The following is a 17,775-nucleotide window of genomic DNA, read 5'->3' as shown; positions in this document are numbered from 1 at the left end:
AGGGCCGATGCGTGGGATTGCGCCCAAGAACGTCACGCACGCCGGCCTGCGCGTCCGGTGAGCGTCAACGGGCGCAAGAAGCGGGCTGCCTTCATGGGGGCGCGCCTCTATTCCTGGCAGGGCGATGGGGAGCACGGCCCATCACAACGAATGGAGAGCACCACCATGTCGACGCGGACGATTGAGTCTTTGGCGAAGTACCACCTGCTCGGTCAAACGGGCCTGCGGGTGAGCCCGCTGGCGCTGGGCACCATGAACTTCGGTACAGATTGGGGTTGGGGCATGCGCGGCGAGGACGCGCACCGCCTGCTGACACGCTATCTGGAGGCGGGTGGCAACTTCCTCGATACGGCGGATGCGTACACCTCCGGCTCCAGCGAGCGCATCATCGGCGACTACTTCGCGAAGCATGGCGGGAGGGAGCGGGCGGTCATCGCCACCAAGTTCTCCGCCAACGTGTCGCCGGGAGATCCGAACGCTGGCGGAAACAGTCGCAAACACATCTTGTCCGCGCTCGAAGGCTCGCTGCGCCGCCTCAAGACGGACTACGTGGACGTGTACTGGCTGCACGTCTGGGACGGACTGACGCCCGTGGAGGAGGTGATGGGGACGCTGACCGGCCTCGTGCGCGAGGGCAAGGTGCGCTACATCGGCTTCTCCGACGTGCCGGCCTGGTACTTCGCGCGCGCGCAAACCCTGGCGGAGCGCAACGGCTGGGAAAAGGTCGCCGCATTGCAACTGGAATACTCGCTCGCGGAGCGCAATGTCGAGCGCGAGCACCTTCCCGCCGCGCTCGCGCTGGGAGCCGCCCTGACTCCCTGGAGCCCCCTGGCCGGGGGACTCCTCACAGGGAGGTACACCCGCGAGGGAGCCCAGCCGAAGGGCGAGGGGCGCGCCCATGCGCTGCTGGCCAGCGGAAACCCCGTGGCGGACAAGTTCCTGCAGGAGCGCCCCTGGCCCATCCTCGAGGCGCTTGTCGCGGTGGCGAAAGAGGTGGCGCGCTCGCCCGCACAGGTGGCGCTCAATTGGGTGGCGACGCGTCCCAGCGTCGTGTCCACCATCATCGGCGCGAGCAGGCTGGCGCAGTTGGAGGACAACCTGCACGCGCTGGACTTCACGCTGCCGCCCGAGCTCTCCGCGAGGCTGGAGGTCGCGAGTCGCCCCGAGCTCGTCAACCCCTACGTGTTCTTCGAGTCCCCCTTCTTCACGAGGGGAATGCTCGCGGGGGACACCACCGTGTGCGCGGAGCCGAGCGGGTTCCGGGGGCCGCTCCAGGCCGAGTAGGCTTGGATGGACTTCCGCAACGGCTTCCGGCCCCGGCCGTCACCCGACGGGGAGCGCGCTGGCCTCGTACTGCTTCGCGAAGTCCTCGCTCGGCGCAATGGGCTTGATGACGTCGATGAGCACCCCGTTGGGGTCGGCGGTGATGAAGTGCCGCTGGCCGAAGGCCTCATCCCGCAGCGGGAGGTGGATGGGCAGGCCAGCCGCCTGCACGTCCCGGTAGACGGCGTCCGGGTCCTCGACCTCGAAGTTGAGAATCGTCCCCGCCACCGTGCCCCGGGCCACCGCCGGCACCGTTTCGTGCCGTCCGTCGAGGATGGCCAGCGCGACATGCTCGACATCGTCCGACTGGAGGTGGACGTACCAGTCGCTGGTGAAGCGCGGGCTGAAGCCGAAGTGCGCCGTGTAGAACGCCGCCGTCCCCGCGACGTCGTTTGTCATGATGACCGGGTAGTAACTGGTGATTTTCATGGGCTCCCTCTCTCCTTCGGGCTTGTCTTTCGACGACGTAACATACAGGCTGTATGTATGCACACGAAGGCGCGAAGAAGCAACGATGAGCGCAGCGCGACGACGCGGCAGGCGCTCGTGGGCGCGAGCCGGGCGCTGTTCGTGGAGAAGGGGTACGCGCAGACGTCGACGCCGGAGGTGGTGGCCGCCGCCGCCGTGACGCGGGGGGCGCTCTACCACCACTTCGAGGACAAGCAGGCGCTGCTGCGGGCGGTGCTCGAGCGGGAGTTCGCCGAGCTGCGCCGTGCCATTGACCGGGCGACGCCGCCGACTCTGAGCGCGCGTGAGGCGCTCATCGCTGGGAGCCTGGCCTATCTCGACGCGATGGCCGTTCCCGGCCGCACACGCTTGCTGCTCATGGATGGGCCGGCGGTGTTCGGCCATGCGGAGATGATGGCGCTCGATGAGGCCTCCGCGGCGGGCTCGCTGCGGGAAGGGCTCGCCGCCGTGCTGGGGGAAGGTCCGCTGGTGCCCGCGCTCGCCAGCCTGCTGTCCGCCGCCTTCGACCGCGCCGCGTTGGCCATCAGCACCGGCGGGGACGCCAAGGCCTACCGCGCCGCGATGCTGGCGCTCATCGAGCGCGTCATCGCTGACGCCGGTCGTTGAGCGGCATGGGCTCCAGCGTGTTCGACGCCGGCTCGCCGGACAGGGCCGAGGTCAGGTGGACGCGGAGGCAACAGCCGCCTGGAGCGCGAGCCCCTCCAGGCGGCTGACAGCGATTGCTGCGTTACTCCACCCAGTGGACCTTGCCCAGGCCAACGGCCACCATGTCGCAAAGGTAGACGGAGTGGTCGTACGGGTTGTTGTCGTAGACGCCGCGGGCGCTGATGCAGCGGGCGTTCTGGGGGTAGGGCGCGTTGTACTCCTCCGCGAGCTCACGGCAGTACGTGTCGCCAGGGCCACCGCACTCCTCCGTGCAGCTGTCCGCGCGAATCCAATACGGGTTGTAGGTGGGGTACGAGTCGGCCTCCGTCCAGCACAGGCCGCTGGCGCATTCGGAGTCGGCGCTGCAGCCCGTGCCCGTGGCCTTCAGACTCTGCTGCTGCTCGGCGGTCGGCTGCGCCTGCTCGGGCGTGCTGCTGCCACAGGCCACCGGGCCCATCAGCATGAGGGAGGCGAGGGCGGCTGTCGTGGCGAAGATGTTCCGCATGGATGAGAACCTCTCAGGGGTGAAGGGGAGCGCGGAAACAATCACGCCATCACGGCTCATCCAAGTCACGTCCATGCCAAACCGGGCGGGGACGGTGTCTTCGTATGTTTCAATGTTGAAATTCTTCAGTCCTGTTGGACCGAAATTCGCTGCATGCGAATGTTTCAGGTGACACAGCGGGTCCCGCGCAGCGCGCCCGGACCCGCCGTGTCATCTTCTGAAACATCAGACGCCGAGCTCCACATTCTCCAGCACACCCAGCGCATCGGGGATGAGCAGCGCCGCGGAGAAGTAGGTGCTGACCAGGTAGTTCGTGATGGCCTTGTCCGTGACGTCCATGCGGCGCACGGAGAGGCCGGGCTCGACTTCGTCCGGCAGGCCGGTGCGGCGCAGGCCAATGACGCCCTGGTCCTCCTGGCCGGTGCGCAGCACGAGGATGGAGCTGGTGCGCTGCTCGGTGATGGGAATCTTGTCACACGGCAGCAGGGGGACTCCGCGCCAGGCCATGCACGGCGTGCCCTGGACTTCCACGGGCGTCGGATAGACACCCCGGCGAGTGCACTCCCGGCCGAACGCCGCGATGGTGCGCGGGTGCGCCAGGAAGAAGCGCGACTTGCGGCGCCGGCTGAGCAGCTCGTCCAGGTCATCGGGCGTGGGCGGCCCGCTGCGGGTGTGGAGGCGCTGCTTGAGGTCGGCGTTGTGGAGCAGGCCGAAGTCCCGGTTGTTGATGAGCTCGTGCTCCTGCCGCTCCCGCAGCGCTTCAATGGTCAGCCGCAGTTGCTGCTCCATCTGGTCCATGGGGTCGCTGAACACGTCGGAGACGCGCGTGTGGACCCGGAGCACCGTCTGCGCCACGCTCAGCTCGTACTCGCGGGGCGACAGCTCGTAGTCCACGTAGCCGCCCTGGATGTCCGGCTCACCGGAGTGGCCGGCGGCCAGGGGGATGGCGGCCTGTCCCAGCTTGTCCTGGGGCTTCTTCAGGCGCTCCCGGTACCGCTCTACCTGGGCGCGCAGCGTGGCGGACCGGGCAATCAGCTCTTCGAACACCTGCTGCGGCAGGGACATCACCGTGCACGGCGTGGTGGCCTTGACGGTGTAGGTCCAGACGTCATCCGACTCCGCCACGGCCTGGTCGCCGAAGTGGTCGCCGTCCGCCAGCACGTCCAGGGTGACGGGCGCGCCATACGGGCCTTCGCGGAGCTTGCGCGCCTTGCCGTGGGCCAGCAGGTACACGTGCTCGGCGGGCTTGCCTTCCTCCGCGATGACGTCGCCCGCCTTGTACTCCGCCTGGGTGAACCGGCTGGCCAGGGCCGCAATCGCCTCGTCGTCGCCGCTCAGGCCCCGCAGCAGCGGCAGCTTGAGCAGCTCCTGCGGGATGATCTGCACCTTCGCGCCGAGGTTGCTGAACACGAGGCGGTCATCCGCCACCGCGTAGCTCAGCCGCCGGTTGACCCGGTACGTGCCGCCCGTCACCTCCACCCAGGGCAGCATGCGCAGCAGCCACCGAGGGGTGATGCCCTGCATCTGCGGGACAGTCTTCGTCGTCGTCGCCAGCTGGCGCGCCGCGGCCGTGCCCAGGCTCAGCCGCGGGGTGTCGTCGCCGCCCGTCTTCACGAAATTCGCCATGTGGATTCCCTCACGTCCTCCGAGCGGAAGGAGGCCTATTCGCCACGGCCGATTTCGACGCTCTCCAGGATGCCCAGCGCGTCGGGCACGAGGACGGCCGCGGAGAAGTAGCTGGTGACCAGGTAGTTGATGATGGCCTTCTCGTTGATGCCCATGTACCGGACGTTGAGGCCGGGCTCGATTTCGTCGGGGATGGTGCCGGGGTGCAGGCCGACGACACCCTGATTCTTCTCACCCGCGCGCATCAGCATGATGGACGTGGTGCGCGACTCGCTGACGGGAATCTTGCTGCACGGGAAGATGGGGACGCCGCGCCAGGCGGGCACCATGTTGCCGTTGAAGTCCACGCTGGTGGGGTAGATGCCCTTGCGGCTGCACTCCTGGCCGAAGGCGGCGATGGCGCGCGGGTGGGCCAGGAAGAAGGAGGGCTCCTTCCACACGGTGGCCAGCAGCTCGTCCATGTCGTCGGGCGTGGGCGGCCCGCTGCGGGTGTGGATGCGCTGCTTGAGGTCGGCGTTGTGGAGCAGGCCGAACTCGCGGTTGTTGACGAGCTCGTGCTCCTTGCGCTCCTTCAGCGCCTCCACCGTCAGCCGGAGCTGCTGCTCCGTCTGGTTCATGGGCTCGTTGAAGAGGTCCGCCACGCGGGTGTGAATCTGGAGCACCGTCTGCGCCACGCTCAGCTCGTACTCGCGGGGCGACGTCTCGTAGTCCACGTAGGTGCCCGGCAGCACCGGCTCGCCGGTGTGGCCCGCGGCCAGCTCGATTTCGGCCTGGCCCGTGGTGTCCTGCTTCTTCTTCGCGCGGGCCTTGAACCGCTCGATGTGCTTGCTCAGCGAGGGCGACTGGGCCACCACGGCCTCGAAGTCGGACTGCTGCAGCACCAGCACGGTGGACGCCGTGACGGCCTTGGCCGTGAACTTCCAGTAGTCCTGCGACTCCAGCAGGGCCTCGTAGCTGTAGTGGTCGCCGTCCGCCAGCACGCCGAGCACGGTGGTGTCACCGTACTTGCCGGCGCCAATCATGTTCACCTTGCCGTGGGCGATGAGGACGATGCAGTCCGCCTCCTTGCCCACCTCGGTGATGACCTCACCGGCCTTGTACGTCTTCTGCTCGAAGCGGTTGGCCAGCGCCGTCAGGACCTCGACGTCGTCGTAGCTGCGCAGCAGGGGCAGCTCGCACAGCTCCTGCGGGATGACCTGCACCTTGGCGCCGGAGGTGGTGAACGTCACGCGGCCGTCCCCCACCGCGTAGCTCAGCCGGCGGTTGACGCGGTACACGCCACCGGACACCTGCACCCAGGGCAGCAGCTTGAGCAGCCACCGCGAGGAGATGCCCTGCATCTGCGGAACGGACTTGGTCGTCGTCGCCAGCTGGCGCGCCGCGGCCGTACCCAGGCTCAACTGGGACTTCTCGGAGTCACCGCCCGGCTTGATGATGTTCGACATGATTGGCCTTTCGATTGGGATGGAAGATCAGGCGCCGGAGCGCAGGTTGGAGAACAGCGAAGCGATGCGTGCGGCGGAGGTGCCCAGGCCGGTGGGGCCCGAGGAGACGCGCAGGCCCAGCTTGCGGGACGCACGCAGCTCGAACTCCTTGTAGCGGTCCACCGTCTGGTGCCAGATGAGCACGCCGCTCATCCACCACTGCAGCTTCTGGACGTGTTGCTTCAGCTTGTCCTGGGCCTTGCCGTCCAGGTTGAAGTTGCGCGCCAGCGGCTCCAGCTCGTTGGCGATGATGTATTCGAACTGCCGCATCCGCGCGGTCATCAAGTCGTTGACGACCAGGACGGCCCGCGCCGGGTCCAGGTCCAGGAAGCGCTGCACGACGAGCACGCCGTTGTTGAGCTCACCTTCGAACTCAATCTCCTTCTGGTAGGAGAAGACGTCGTTGGTGAGGCAGGCGTAATCCGCCGCGGCGTTCTCCAGGCTGCGGATGGGCCGGGTGTGGAAGATTTCGGGCGCGAGCGCATCCCCATGCGCCAGGCGGGACAGGCTCATGGTGAGGTCCGAGCCGAACGTCTGGCGCCGCATCTCCACGTAGTCGATGGGGTCCGGGATGCGGTTCTGGATTTGATTGGCCAGCTCCCACAGCCAGCTCTCCGTCATGTCCAGGATGGCCTTGCGGAACAGGCGCCGTGAGTCGGGCGTCACGCCTTCGGTGGTGCGGGCCCACAGGTCCGCGAGCCCTCGCTCCACCGGGTTGGTGGGGGGCGGAACCACCGCGCCGGCGTCCTCCGGCACGAACAGCGCCAGCCGGGCGTTGAACACCTTGGCGCCGGCCATGTCCTTGGTGTGGCCGTAGAAGGCCGGGAAGTAGTCGTCGGCGTAGGTGCCCCAGACGAGCCAGCAGGCGGACAGGTTGAGCTGCGCCTCGGTGGCGTGGGGATGAATCAACGCGCCGCAGAGCGCTACGTCGGCCACGTCGAACTTGTGGTCATCCCAGATGTAGCCGCCGGGGACCCCGGGGAGGACATCCAGCATGCCCATCCGCCGCGCCCACGCCTTGGATTCTCGCCGCGAGGTGTCCAGGTGAGGGCTGGGCTTCGTGGAGTACGGCATGTAGAACTTCGGCAGGTTCACCGGGCCCACGGGCTGGTACGGCACGTGGGAGAAGCTCTTGAGGCGGGTGAGCCCCAGGGCGGTGGGCGACTGCGGCAGTCGCGCCGCGGAGGTGCCCAGGCCGTTGGGGCCCAGGAAGAAGCCGCCCGCGCCGCCGGAGCCCTTGTTCATGTAGCGGCTGGAGCGCATGTGCCACTCATGCCCGCCGGACTGCCAGTCCTGGAGTCCCCGGACGTAGGTGAGCACCTGGGCCTGCTCCACCGGGTTCAGGCCGAACTCGACGAACAGGGACGGCAGCTCCGTGAGGACGGTGTTCTCGAACTGCTGGAGCCGGGAGGTGAGCACCTCGTTGACGAGGTGCGCGGCGCTGGGCGGGGAGATGTCCAGGAACTTCTCCATCACCAGGACGCCGTTGGAGAGCTCGCCTTCCTCCAGAATCTCCCGTTCGTAGGAGAACAAGTCGTTGCGCAGGTGGACCGCGTCGGAGAACGTGTCCTTCAGCACCCGCATCGGGCGGCTGGCGGCGACCCGGTCCGGGACTTCGGCGAAGACGGCGTGCTCCACCAGGTTCGCGGACCACGGGGCACCGCCGACCTTGCGGCGCATCTCGATGTACTCAATCGGGTTGGAGACGCGGCGGTCGCTGATGTTGGACAGCTCCCAGCTCGACTCGTCCAGCAGGTGCTTGGTGCTCTCGAAGAACCGGCGCCGCCACGCCATGGAGCGGCTGGGGACGGTCCGGTTCCACAAGTCCAGCAGCCCCGCCTCGACCGGGTTGGTGGGGGGCGGAGGCGTGGTCGCCGGGTCGACCGGCATGAACAAGGGCAGACGGTCCAGGTAGGCCTTCGCGCCGACCTGGTCCTGGGAGCGCTTGAAGAGCTCCAGGAAGTGGTCATCGAAATAGAAGACCCAGACGTACCAGTCGGTGATGAGGTCCAGCTCCGGGCCCGGTGCCTCCGGATGCGTGTAGGCACAGAGCAGGGCGTAGTCCATGGCATCGAACTTCGTTTCGCTCCAGATTTCCGGAGCGCTGCCATCCTTCGGGCGGCCAATGATTCCCAGCTCGCGCGCCCAGGCCTTCGAATGCACCCGGGCGCCTTCAAGGTTGGGATTCAAGCGCGCCGGCCAGGGAACGTAGAAGTCTGGCAGTTCAAATGGCTGCTTGTTTTTCGCCGTACCCATGCACGCCCCTCGTTGAACTCAGGGGGGCGTTATAGTTTCAGACTGAACGGTCTTCCAGGGATTTTTGGCTGTTGAGAATTTCCAAGAAAATGTTGTTTTCACCCTGGGGATTTGTTTGATCGACTCGCCGTGACGGAGCGGGTAAGCACGAGCTCGCGCAGCGCGGAGGGCGGGACGTCGTTGTGCTTGCGGAACGTCCTCGAGAAGTGGGCCTGGTCGGAGAACCCGGTACAGAAAGCGACGTCCGTGAGCGTCAGGCGTGCATCCGCCAGCAGCGCGTGTGCCGCGCCGACGCGGACGCGTTGAAGGGTTTGCGAGAAGGTGGTCCCTTCCTGCTGCAAGGCGCGCTGGAGGCCGCGGCGGGACAGGGCGAGCCGCTGCGCGGTCTCCTCGAGCGTCCAGGGGTGCAGCAGGTCGTCCCGCATCACCTGTTCGAGCCGCTCGCGGACCTCGCGGGGGGCAGCCTCGGGCGGCGCGGCAGGCACCTGGAGGTGGAGGGGCTTCCCAGGCCTCCAGTGGAACGTCGCCACGTTCGTCGTGGCGGGCAGGCTTCGCGTGTCGTCCACCCGGGCGGGGCCATGAATGACCATGGGCGCTTCGCCTCCGGAATCGAGTGTGACGGAGAGCTCCGTGACGCCCGCGGTCTCCAGGAGCGCGACGAGCACCCCCCAGATGAACAGGTCGTTGACGGTGAGAATCGCCCCGCCGTCGATGGCGACATGTCGCAACGTCATCTGGGCGCGGGCCAGGTCGTGTGAGAGCAGTTGCGTGCGGTGGCGGGAGTGAAGGAAGCGCTCCAGGGTGGTCCACCGCTCCACGGCGTGCCGGGGCGTGGGCCCGGCGACGAGCGCCCGGAGGACGGGATGGGACGCAAGGGCTCGCAGCTCGCGGCCGAGCTCCAGCACGGGTCGCCAACCATGGGCATCCATGACGGCCTGGAGGACGGTGACCTTGTCGCGCCCCTCGGTTGGAATCTCCGGGTAGGTCCGCGCGACGGCCGCCTTCAGCAGGGCGTTCAAGGACGGGCTCGTCATGGTGCCTTGGTCCACGCCCATGTCCGGCCACTCCTGGTCAGCGCGAGGCGCGCGGTGGCTCGTTGGTGTCCACGGCGCACCGGCCCGCGTTGCGCCAGTCTCTCAGCGCGGCGAGGAAGTGCACGTTGAAGTCGGCACCCGAGAATGGATTCTGGCTGGTCACCAGGTTGCAATCCCGCACGGCGCGGGAGCGGCCCGGAAGCGCCGTCTCATGGCGGTAGCCGGCGTCTTCGAGCTGGTCTCCAATCCCACGAACCTGGGCGCGTGCGTCCATGACGAAGGTTTCGATGTACCACTCCTCGAAGCCGGAGACCGAGGTGACGCTCCGGCCCGCGAAGGGGCTGTGCTGCCTTGGCAGCCGCGTGAGGAGCGCCGGGGCATGACAGACGAGCCCCACGGGACGGTCCGTGGCTCCGAAGCGGATGAGCAAGCCGTGCAGGTCCGCGTCCTCGAGCAGGTCCACCATGACGCCCTGTCCTCCTGGGATGAGCAGCGCCTGGAAGTCGTCCGCGCGCGCGCGGACCTCGGACAGGTTCAGCGGCGTGTGCAACTGGGGAAGCTGCGTGATGAGCGCCTGGGCTTCGGCGAGCGCCGCGGGGTGCTCCTTCCAATACGTGGGGTTCATGCCCTCGGGGTCGAACGCCGGTGCGCGGCCCTCGGGGGTCGCGACCACCACGTCGTAGCCGGCGTCGATGAGCGCGCGGTAGGGCTCATAGAACTCGTTCAGGAAGACGCCCGTCTGGCGCGTGCTTCCATTCGCGAGCTTCTGCTCCGGCGCGGCCGAGAGGACCATGAGGACGCTCCCGGGGGGATGGACCTCCGGGGGTTGTCGCTCCGCGGAAGGAAAGAGGACCTGGTGCGTCGGCGCGGTGGCGCAGCCCAGTGCGCCCGCGAAGCATGCGAGCGCGAGCTGGGCGAGGCGCCGCGTCATGTTCCCTCCAGCGCGAAACGCTGGAGTCCGAATCGAAGGGGGTGCTCCCATGTCGCTCCTCCTGGTGACAGCTTCATCACCAGGGTAGGAGCGCAGGGGAGGGCGGGCTTGAACGAACGCGCCAAACCCTGGCCGCGAGCCTGGCGCGGGGGCTCAGCGCGCCGGTGACGCGCCTCCGGACTCGGTGACGAACTCCACGCGGCGGTTCGTGCCGCGGCCCTCGGGCGTGTCGTTGGTGGTGAGGGGGCGGTCGGGCCCGTAGCCCTTCGCCGTCAGCCGCGAGGACGTGACGCCGCGCTGAATGAGGTACGTGCGCACCGCGTCCGCGCGCTCCTGGCTCAGCGTGCGGTTGAGCTCGTCGGGGCCGGTGCTGTCGGTGTGCCCTTCGATGCGCAGGGATACGCCCGGGTTGGCCTTCAGGTAGTCCGCGACGGCGTCCAGGTTCCGCAGTTCCTCGTCGGAGAGCGTCGACTGGCCCACCCGGAACTGGACGTGGTGCTCGGTGGGCAACCGCGTCGGCGCTTCGGTGGCGGGCGTCTGGGGCTCGGGCTCCGGCTTGGGCTCGGGGCAGCCACGGTGGGCGGCGACACCGGCCTCGTTCGGGCATGCGTCCTCGCGGTCCACGACGCCGTCACCATCCGAGTCGGTGTCCGGGCAGCCCTTGTTCTCGGGCGGGCCGGCCTCGTTCGGGCACGCGTCCTCGCGGTCCACGACGCCGTCGCCATCCGAGTCGGTGTCCGGGCAGCCGTCGTTCTCAGGCGGGCCGGCCTCGAGCGGGCAGCGGTCCTGCCCGTTGGGCACCGTGTCGCCGTCGTCATCCAGCGCGGGGCACTGCTCCGGCGTGTGACTCCGGCCGCTCCGGCACACGTCCTCTTGAGCGGGCGGCTGATGGGCCCAGGCGATGCCCGCCGCCGCGCGGATGGATGGCGTGCCCGGGATGTCCGTGAAGCCATGTCCGGCCACCGCGAAGGCCTCGAAGCCGCCGCCCACGGGCAGCCGCACGCCGCCCAGCAGCTCCAGCGCGAAGTCCGGCTCCACCAGTGACTCCGCGGCCTGCAGCGCGATTTCGGCGCGCAGGCCCTTGCCGCGCGTGGCCACGACAATGCCCTGCTCCAGCTCCGTGCCGTAGTCGCGACCGGGCTCGTTCTCCGTGGAGCGGAGCCGCACGCCGGCGCTGGCGCCGAGCACCACGGGGCCCAGCTCCCGGCTCACGGCCACGCGGGGCGCGACCTGGAGACCCGCCCAGCCCTGCTGCCGGCCGAACGCATCCGCGGTGCCACCCGGCGTCCCCACGTCCAGGCCCAGGCTGAGGAAGACGGGGTCGCCGTCCTCGCGCCGCAGCAGCGCGTAGCGGGCGCCCAGCTCCGGCGTGCCGAGCCCGAAGGCGTCCGGCGCGGAGATGCCCACCAGCGAGTCCGCGCCACTGCCGCCCTGATGGATGATGACGGGCAGCCGCGCGGACAGCTCCAGGTTGTCGACGGGCGACCAGGCGCCCGCGAGCCAGCCGGAGACGCGGTAGTCGATGATGGAGCGCTCCTGGCCATCGCTGCCCTTGAGCAGGAGGATGCCGCGCTCATAGCCGGCCATGAGCATCAGCCGGTAGGCGCCCTGGGGGAGCACGTGTCCCGTGTCCACGAGCATCGAGTCCGTGGCCGCGGGGGTGAAGCGAAGCCGCTCCAGGTCAATGGGGACGATTGCGCCCGTGGTGCTTTGTGCCAGGGCATTGGGCGCGATTGAGGCGATGAGCGCTGCCAGCGCCCAGCTCCGAGCCTGTGTACGCAAGGTGAAGTCCATTCGCGAAAGAGGGTGACGTACGGGTCAGTGCGAGGCGTGACGCGAGCGGCGACGCAGGCCGCTCCACGATGCCAGAACCACCAGGAGGGCCAGGGACGAGGCAGCGCCGCCGCCAGAGGCCTGGCAGCCGCCTCCAGCGATGGAGATGACCGTTGCCTGGACGGTGACCTGGAACGTGCAGCGGGCTTCATTGCCCGCGGCGTCCGTGGCGGTGACGGTGACGGTGTTGTTGCCGTGCCGGAAGGTGCTCCCCGACGCCGGCGAGGACGTGACGGAGGGCGTCGAGACGCCGTCCGTGGCCTCGGGCAGGTCGAAGGTCACCGCCGTGCCCGACGCATCATCGGACGTCGTCCGGATGTCGGAGGGGCACGTCAGCGTGGGCGGGGTGGTGTCCCGCACCTCGACCTGGAACGTGCAGGTGGCCTGCGCGCCCGAGGCGTCCTCCGCGGTGGCGGTGACGGTGGTGGTCCCCAGCGGCAGCGTGCTGCCTTCCTCGGGGTCATAGGTGATGGTAGCCGGCCCTCCGTCCCCGGGAGTCGCGGTGGCGGGCGGCCAGCTGCCCGGGGCGCCCTCCGGTCCCGTTGCTTCCAGCACGGTGTCCTCGGGGCAGGTGATGGCCAGGACCGCGGCTGGCTCCACCTCGACGTCCACCGAGGCCTCGTTGCTGTCCAGGCCGCAGTCACTGACGCGGTAGGTGAAGCTGTCGGCGCCCACGTAGCCCGGGTTGGGCGTGTACCGGAGGTTCGGCGGCGTGCCACTCAGGGTTCCATGCTGGGGCGGGGTGACGATGGTCCACGTCAACGTCTGGTCCGCGTCCGGGTCGGTCGCGGTGAGCGTGACGTCTTGAGGGAGGCCGGAAATCGTGGCGATGCGTACGGCCTCCGCGGTGGGCGCGGTGTTGGCGCGCACCATCACCATGCGTCCGCCCGGAATGGCGTTGGCGAAGAGGGACAGGGCATACGGACCCGGAAGCATCTCCGCGGGCACCCGCACCGTCGCGCGCGTGGCGGACATGTCCGTGGCGGGGAGCGTCCAGAGCCGGCCGCCCCCGGCGGCGCCCAGGCGCACCAGGGGGAAGTCCGTCGGCGAGTCCAGGTAGCTGCCGCTGGACGCGCCCGAGATGCCCCGGAAGCCCTGGCCTTCGATGACGGCGGGGCAGGCCTGGTAGAGCGTCTCCGGCGCCGTGACGACGGGCCGCCAGGCGGGGAGGGCGAGGACGTCGTCGTAGCGCTGGGCCGTGGTGACGGCCGTGCCTCCCGCGAGCAGGACCTCCCCCGAGGGCAACGCGACGGCGGTGGCTCCGCCGCGCACGTCTGGCGCGCTGACGAGGGTCCAGGTCCGCGAGGGGGCGCCGTAGGCCTCGGCCGAGGCCACGTAGGTGTCGGGCGCGCTCAGGCCGCCCGCGACCAGGAGCGTACCGGAGGGCATCAGGGTGGCGGTGTGGCGCCAGCGCGCTTGTGTCAGCGGGCTGTCTGGCGTCCAGGAGTTCGTGACGGCCGAGTACCGCTCCGTGGTGGCGAGCCCCACGCCTCCCGCGGCGCCGCCCGCCGCCAGGAGTGCACCGGAGGGCAGCAGCGTCAGCGTGAAGTCCGCACGCCCCTGGGCGAGCCCGCCGGCGGGGGTCCAGGTGTTGGTGGCGGGGTTGTACACCTCCGCCGCCGCGAGGGTCGCTCCGCCTGTGCCGCGTCCTCCCGCGATGAGCACCCGTCCATCGGGAAGCAGGGCGGCGGCGTGCGCGGTGCGCGGTGCGGCCACGGACGCCGCGGCGGTCCACGCCTGGGTGGCCGGGTCATACAGCTCCGTGGAGGCGAGCACGTCCGCGCCGTCCTGCCCGCCGACGACGAGCACCCGGCCATCCGGCAGGCGCGTCGCGGTGTGCAGGTGCCTCGCGCGGGCGAGTGACGCCGCGGGGCTCCAGGTGTCCGTGGCGGGCGTGTAGCGCTCCGCCGTGTTCAGCGTGCCGCCCGCGTTCGCGCCGCCCACGACGAGCACCTCGCCCGAAGCCAGCGTCGTCGCCGTGGCATCCGCTCGCGCGGTGGAGAGGCCCGCCGCCGCGGACCATACGTTCGTCGTCCCGTCATACAGCGAAGCGGACGCCAGCGCGGCGCCCGCTCCGTCACGGCCACCCGCCACGAGGACGCGGCCGGTGGGCAGCAGCGCCATCAGCGGGTCAACCCGGGGGCCGCCCAGGGTCCCCGCCGCGGACCAGGCCTGGACGCCAGGGTCATAGGTCTCCGTGTCCGCGTAGAACGTGAGTGACGGATTGGAGCTGTAGCCCCCGGCGGTGAGCACCTTGCCGGAGGGGAGCAAGGTCGCCGTGCTGTTCTCCCGGCCAATCACCATGGAGGTCGTGGCGGTCCACGTGCCGGTGGCGGGGTCGTAGAGCTCGGAGACCGGTTGGGTATCCCTCGCTGCGTTGGAGCCGCCCATGACGAGCACCCGGCCGTCGGGCAGCAGTGATGCGGTATGGCCGTTGCGCGGGAAGTTCAGGGCGCCCGTGGCCGTCCAGGTGTTGGCCACCGGGTCGTAAAGCTCGGCATGCGTGGTGATGCCGGTCGAGGTGAAGCCACCCACGAGCAGGACGCGGCCATCGGGGAGCAGGGTGGCGGTGGCGTAGTGCCTTGGGACCAGGGGCGCGGCGGCGGCGGTCCACGTCCCCGCCACCGGGTCGTAGAGGTCGGCGCCCGGGACCTCGCCGTCCACGCTGTTGAAGCCGCTCACGGCGAGCACCTGTCCGCTCCGCAGCAACGTGGCGGTGTGGGCGCGCCGGACCCTCGGCAAGTCGCCGGTCGGGAGGAACGTGTTGCTCACGGGGTCGTACAGTTCGGCCGTCGCGAGGTTGCCGCCGCCTGCGATGAGGAGCTGACCGGAGTCGAGCCGCGTGAGGGTGGGCAGGGAGCGGGTCGCGGCCATGGGGCCCGTGGCCGCCCAGGTGTCCGTCGCGGGGTCGTAGAGGCGCCCCGACGTGGAACCGTCCGTCATCACGAGCGCCCGCCCATCGGAGAGGCGCGCGGAAATGGTGACGTTGCCTGAAATCCCGGAGACGGCCGCCGCGCTCCAGGTGTCGGTGTCGGGGTCGTAGCGTTCGGACGAAGTCACGAAGCCCAGGCGGTTGACGCCACCGACGACCAGCAGCTCCCCGGTGCCGAGCAGGAGGCCGGTGTGCTGCGCGCGGGCGGTCGCCATGGTGGCGGTGGAGGACCAGCCCGGGTCGACGACGAGCGGCGCGGTGAGCCCGGAGAGGGAGACCTCGGTCGTGATGCGCACCTGCGCGCCGTCCACGGCGAACACCCGGGTGCTTGGATTCACGCGTCCACCCGCGAGCCGCGTGCGGCCCGCGCGGGACTGGCCGTTGGCGTCGCGCACCACGGCGGGATGGAAGCGGAGCACGGGGCGCGCGCCTTCATCGAGGAACTGGAGGGCGTCGCCCGTGTCCTGGATGCGCCGGACGGAGGGCGGCAACGTGACGGTGTACTCGGCGCGGTGCGTCGGCTTGCCGTCGCGTGCCTCCGGCAGCGCGTCCAGAATCCAGGCCTCCTCGACCCGCGAGGTGCGCCAGCCCTCGGCGGTGGTCTGCGTGCTCCCCACGGGCCACCAGAGGTGCCGCTCGCCGTGGAACGCGGCGAAGCGCTCACGGTGGAGCGCGCCCGTGGCGGAGGCGGCCGGGCGGACATGGAAGCTCAGGCCGCGCGTGGTCAGCGTCAGCGCTCCGTCATCCGCGAGCTGGGCCTCGAGCTGCCGGGCCGAGGGCGCCGCGGGCGCTGGGAGCGTTCCGAGGTCGGGGAAGGAGGCCTGCGCCAGCGCCAGGGCGGTGGTGGCGGAAGGGGCCTGTTTCCACTGGGACAGGGCCTGGCCTCGTGCGGAGGCCAGTGCGGCCTCACCGGGCGGCGTCAACCCCTCCTTCCCGCATGACAGGAGGATGACGCTCCCCACGAGTATCAGGCGCCTGCTCCATACCGCGCGATGTGACTGCATCCAGGAACTCCGGTTCGAAAGGAGCGGCGGGACGGCGCGTGCCGTGCCCCCGACGCTGTGAGTCATTTTCAACGGATTATCCGCTCCTCGGCAGGATGGGCAACGCGAACCGCGTCGCAGGCGTGAGTTGTGCGCCGTGGGGGGGCTCCAGGTGCTCGACGCTGGAACCTTCCGTTCTGCCTGTCGCGGAGCGGGTACGTCACCCCGCGACTTGACGGGTTGGGCGTGGCCTCACTACGTGCTCCACGACTGCAAGCCGAGCGCGCCTGACACCGGGCGCGGCCTGAGCGGAGGAGAACGCACCATGCAGAAGATCACGCCCTTCCTGTGGTTCGATGGCAACGCGGAAGAAGCCATGAAGTTCTACGTGTCTGTCTTCAAGAGGGACTCGAAGATTCTCAGCCTCAACCGCGCCGGGAGCTCGGACGCCGCGCCCGTCGTCTCCGGCACCTTCCAGTTGCATGGGCAGCAGTTCATGGCCTTGAACGGGGGGCCTCAGTTCAAGTTCACGGAGGCCATCTCCCTGTTCGTGGACTGTCAGACGCAGGAAGAGGTGGATGAGCTGTGGTCGAAGCTCCTGGAGGGCGGAGGGCAGACGCAGCAGTGTGGCTGGCTCAAGGACCGCTTCGGGCTGTCCTGGCAAATCGTCCCGTCCGTGCTGGGGAAGATGCTGAGTGACAAGGACCCGGAGAAGGCGCGCAGGGTCATGGAAGCCATGCTGGGCATGGTGAAGCTTGACATCCAGGGCCTGCAGCGCGCGTATGACGGTGCGGGTCAGTAGATTGACTGCTGGCGCCATGGGACTGCCTGTAAAGACTATCGCGTCTTGACTGTCTTCCGGGAGAGGCCTTGGCTCACACGCCGGGCCACTCGCGCGCGGAGGTTGAAGGGCACGCCCCACTCGCGCGCGAGCCGCCCGGCGCGTGCCAGCAGCTCCGCCCGGAGGGGCCTGTGCGCGTGGGGCAGCCCCACGAGGATGCGGTTGTCCGACGTCTTCACGTCGAAGGCATAGAGCTGGGGGAAGCTGGCTTTCCACAGTGGGTCCATCAGCGAACCGGGCCTGCCTGTCTTCCGGAGCACGTTGCCCACCACCACCCCGTCCGGCGTCAGCCTTGCCTGTGTGGCTTGCATGAACTCCCGCGTCGCCATCGTCGGAGGGATGGTGCGCGCGCCGTAGGCATCCAGGATGATGACGTCATACGGCGCCCCGGGTGATTCGATGAAACGCCGTCCGTCCGTGAGATGGGCGTGCAGGGCCTCGTCTTCGTGGAAGTCGAAGTAGCGCCGGGCCATGTCCAGCACCTGGGGCTGGATTTCCACCGCGTCGATGTGCGCGTGCGGGAGCACCGCGCGGAGGAAGGTGGGAATGGCGCCGCCTCCCAGTCCCACGACGAGAATGCGCGAGGGCTCCGGCACGAAGACCAGCGTCGCCGCGACGGCTCGCGTGTAGTCCAGCTCCAGGCGCAGGGGGAAGCCCGGCCACACCGCGCTCTGGAAGGCGCCAATCCACCCGAACTGGAGGTAGCGGCGGCCCTCGTCATCCTCACTGACGATGATGGGGCCACTCGGGGACTTCGCGACGTGCAGAATCGTGCGGGGAAACTCGAAGGCGCGGGAGACGCGACCCAGGGCCACGACGGTCCGGTGGAGCTGCCTCGCCCGCGAAGGCCCCTTCGGTTTCCGCCGGACGGGGCTGGCGGTTTCCTGCCTCCAGGGACCCAGGCCCCACGCTTG

The 17,775-nt window shown here is 69.4% G+C and carries 13 protein-coding genes; 3 read left to right on the top strand and 10 right to left on the bottom strand.

Going from position 1 to position 17,775, the window contains the following annotated elements:
- The first annotated feature begins 165 nt into the window (after positions 1–165).
- Complete coding sequence (locus KGD87_RS20330) at positions 166–1,284, top strand: aldo/keto reductase (protein ID WP_284661951.1); 1,119 nt, start codon at positions 166–168, stop codon at positions 1,282–1,284.
- Positions 1,285–1,323: 39 nt separating this feature from the next.
- Here the strand turns inward: KGD87_RS20330 and KGD87_RS20325 are convergent, their stop codons facing one another.
- The gene (locus KGD87_RS20325; protein ID WP_284661949.1) at positions 1,324–1,752 is read right to left on the bottom strand and encodes a VOC family protein; all 429 of its coding nucleotides are present in this window, start codon (positions 1,750–1,752) and stop codon (positions 1,324–1,326) included.
- A 57-nt stretch (positions 1,753–1,809) separates the two neighbouring features.
- Here KGD87_RS20325 and KGD87_RS20320 point away from each other — a divergent pair, with 57 nt between their 5' ends.
- Entirely contained in the window at positions 1,810–2,397 is a 588-nt protein-coding gene (locus KGD87_RS20320) for a TetR family transcriptional regulator (RefSeq protein WP_284661947.1), read from the top strand.
- A gap of 121 nt (positions 2,398–2,518) precedes the next feature.
- Here the strand turns inward: KGD87_RS20320 and KGD87_RS20315 are convergent, their stop codons facing one another.
- The 8 genes from KGD87_RS20315 to KGD87_RS20280 all read right to left on the bottom strand — a co-directional run bounded on the left by KGD87_RS20315 (position 2,519) and on the right by KGD87_RS20280 (position 15,960).
- On the bottom strand, positions 2,519–2,941 hold the full coding sequence (locus KGD87_RS20315) for a hypothetical protein (RefSeq protein WP_284661946.1): 423 nt from the start codon (positions 2,939–2,941) through the stop codon (positions 2,519–2,521).
- Positions 2,942–3,166: 225 nt separating this feature from the next.
- Complete coding sequence (locus tag KGD87_RS20310) at positions 3,167–4,567, bottom strand: family 2B encapsulin nanocompartment shell protein (protein WP_284661944.1); 1,401 nt, start codon at positions 4,565–4,567, stop codon at positions 3,167–3,169.
- 35 nt (positions 4,568–4,602) lie between these two features.
- A complete protein-coding gene (locus tag KGD87_RS20305) occupies positions 4,603–6,012 on the bottom strand; it encodes a family 2B encapsulin nanocompartment shell protein (RefSeq protein ID WP_284661942.1) in 1,410 nt (469 codons plus the stop codon).
- A gap of 27 nt (positions 6,013–6,039) precedes the next feature.
- Positions 6,040–8,307 (bottom strand): family 2 encapsulin nanocompartment cargo protein terpene cyclase, encoded by a 2,268-nt coding sequence (locus tag KGD87_RS20300; protein ID WP_284661940.1) that lies wholly within the window; start codon positions 8,305–8,307, stop codon positions 6,040–6,042.
- A gap of 98 nt (positions 8,308–8,405) precedes the next feature.
- Complete coding sequence (locus KGD87_RS20295) at positions 8,406–9,362, bottom strand: helix-turn-helix transcriptional regulator (protein ID WP_284661939.1); 957 nt, start codon at positions 9,360–9,362, stop codon at positions 8,406–8,408.
- A 16-nt stretch (positions 9,363–9,378) separates the two neighbouring features.
- On the bottom strand, positions 9,379–10,272 hold the full coding sequence (locus tag KGD87_RS20290; protein WP_284661937.1) for a type 1 glutamine amidotransferase domain-containing protein: 894 nt from the start codon (positions 10,270–10,272) through the stop codon (positions 9,379–9,381).
- 153 nt (positions 10,273–10,425) lie between these two features.
- Positions 10,426–12,054 (bottom strand): OmpA family protein, encoded by a 1,629-nt coding sequence (locus KGD87_RS20285; RefSeq protein WP_284661936.1) that lies wholly within the window; start codon positions 12,052–12,054, stop codon positions 10,426–10,428.
- A gap of 36 nt (positions 12,055–12,090) precedes the next feature.
- Positions 12,091–15,960, bottom strand: coding sequence for an HYR domain-containing protein (locus KGD87_RS20280; RefSeq protein ID WP_284661935.1), 3,870 nt, complete (start codon positions 15,958–15,960; stop codon positions 12,091–12,093).
- A 385-nt stretch (positions 15,961–16,345) separates the two neighbouring features.
- Here KGD87_RS20280 and KGD87_RS20275 point away from each other — a divergent pair, with 385 nt between their 5' ends.
- Positions 16,346–16,822 carry a VOC family protein gene (locus KGD87_RS20275; protein ID WP_284661934.1) on the top strand — a complete coding sequence of 159 codons (477 nt, stop codon included), beginning with the start codon at positions 16,346–16,348 and terminating at the stop codon, positions 16,820–16,822.
- 35 nt (positions 16,823–16,857) lie between these two features.
- On the opposite strand, the gene KGD87_RS20270 is transcribed toward KGD87_RS20275, so the two are convergent.
- Positions 16,858–17,676: a spermidine synthase gene (locus KGD87_RS20270; RefSeq protein ID WP_284661933.1), complete on the bottom strand. Its 819-nt coding sequence runs from the start codon at positions 17,674–17,676 to the stop codon at positions 16,858–16,860.
- Positions 17,677–17,775 lie beyond the last annotated feature (99 nt).

The organism is Myxococcus sp. SDU36 (assembly GCF_030168875.1).
GTDB classification, from domain to species: Bacteria; Myxococcota; Myxococcia; order Myxococcales; family Myxococcaceae; genus Myxococcus; species Myxococcus vastator.
The sequence above is the reverse complement of the archived record's forward strand: the minus strand, read 5'-3'. Positions and strand labels throughout refer to the sequence as shown.